Source organism: Methylobacterium sp. WL116 (genome assembly GCF_008039455.1).
GTDB lineage: Bacteria > Pseudomonadota > Alphaproteobacteria > Rhizobiales > Beijerinckiaceae > Methylobacterium.
The window spans coordinates 1-1690 of record NZ_VRUV01000750.1; the positions used below are offsets into that span (position 1 = coordinate 1).

General features: G+C 61.3%; 1 protein-coding gene and 2 pseudogenes. 2 read left to right on the forward strand and 1 reads right to left on the reverse strand.

Features of this window, described 5'->3' with window-relative positions; translation table 11 throughout:
* Nucleotides 1-122: pseudogene (locus FV223_RS26935) on the reverse strand (IS5/IS1182 family transposase); the annotation flags it as partial.
* Nucleotides 123-380: 258 nt separating this feature from the next.
* Here FV223_RS26935 and FV223_RS26940 point away from each other — a divergent pair.
* Together FV223_RS26940 and FV223_RS26945 are read left to right on the forward strand one after the other, a co-directional pair.
* Nucleotides 381-1367, forward strand: coding sequence for a GGDEF domain-containing protein (locus FV223_RS26940; protein WP_187276266.1), 987 nt, complete (start codon nt 381-383; stop codon nt 1365-1367).
* 133 nt (nt 1368-1500) lie between these two features.
* Nucleotides 1501-1690: pseudogene (locus FV223_RS26945) on the forward strand (IS6 family transposase); the annotation flags it as partial.

A 1690-nucleotide genomic window follows, 5' to 3' on the forward strand; every position in this document is an offset into this window, starting at 1 on the left:
CGACCGCACGAGGCCGGCTCCGGCATCAGCGGCGCAATCACGGCCCATTCCGCATCGGTCAGGTCGGTTTCGTAGCGCAGGCGCGAACGGCTATGCTGCCGGCGAGTGGTCGGGGTCCACATGGCACTTCCAGATCAGGCCTCAGCACCCTTCTGGAATCACCCCCATCCCGGCCACTCAACCCCTACCGGATGTTATCGGACGGGCTCTTAGGCTCGCCTTGAAGTTGGATTGACAGTTCGATGTTCACGCGAACGTAACCTTGGCGTTGGAGTGTCCTGCAAAGCATAGTTATTTTGTGACCAATCATGAGCCATCCAGCAGAGCGAGATCACAACCGACAAGATATAAAATCGGTTGGCGAACGAGCCTGGGATGCAATGCGCCAACAGGGCATCCCGCCAACGCCCCGTAACTTCGAGGTATTCTACGAGCTGTTCGACGGTGGCAACCGACCGCTCGTGAGCCATGTCCGCCAGTGTGAGGCTAACGGACAGCTGCTCACCGCTGGATATATCGATGCCCTTCACCGGGACTACATCGACAGAGGGGAGGACAGTGCCAGGGTCGCTGCTGGTGCCGACGATCTCGCCGATGTCGCCCAGGGGATCGTCGAACAGGTCACGCGCGATGGTAACGCGATCCGAGCCTACGGTGGTACGCTGGATCATTGGCGCACTCATTTGAACGCAAGCTCGGGCACCGAGGAGCTGCTGCGTGCCGTGACGATGCTGACGGCCGAAACCGAGGGGGCGAGCGCTCGCAATCGGGTACTCGAAGCACAGCTGTCCGCTTCGGTTGGACGTATCGCTCGCCTGAAGGAGGACCTTCTCCAGGTACGCCAGGAAGCCGCTACCGACGCGCTGACCGGGATCGCTAATCGACGCGCTTTCGACTCCAAGTTGCTACGAGCGATCAGGGATGCCGTTGCTGATCCTTCTAGTCGTTTTGCGCTTCTCATGATCGATGTGGATCACTTCAAGCGCTTCAACGACGAGCATGGGCACAAGACCGGCGATCAAGTCCCGCGGCGGGTCGCCCGCATGCTCGCGGACAACGTGAAGGGCCGGGATACGGCAGCACGTTTCGGTGGCGAGGAGTTCGCGATCCTACTTGCTGGTGCAGACCATGCGGTAGCTCGGACGTTGGCGTGGCAGATGTGCGAACGGCTAGCGGCACAGGTGCTGATGAAACGCGGTACCGGAGAGACGGTGGGCCGGGTGACGATCTCAATCGGAGTAGCCGAGCACCGCGCCGGAGAAAGCGGCGCGGATTTGATTGAGCGGGCGAATGCGGCTTTGTACGAGGCGAAGCGAACCGGCCGGAACAGAGTCTGCGTCGCGGAAGCTATAACGGCTGCGGCCTAGGGAGTCGCCAATGCCCGCGACCGACCTTGATCACCATTGGTTTAAGGGGCCTGTGGCAAACGCGAATGCGCCTTCGTTCACGGATCGTTAGCCATCTCTGACCAGCTTGCCGCCTCCGCCTTGGAGCCGGCCCATGATCCTGTCTGCCATCGCCGCGAAATTGAAGCAGCGGGCCAAGACCGACTTCAGGGGCCGTCACTACGAGGCGACGCTCATCGTGCAGGCGGTCTCCTGGTACTTGCGCTATCCGCTGAGCTACCGCGACATTGAGGAGCTGTTCCTGGAGCGCGGCCTGGAGGTCGATCACAGCACCCTGAACCGCT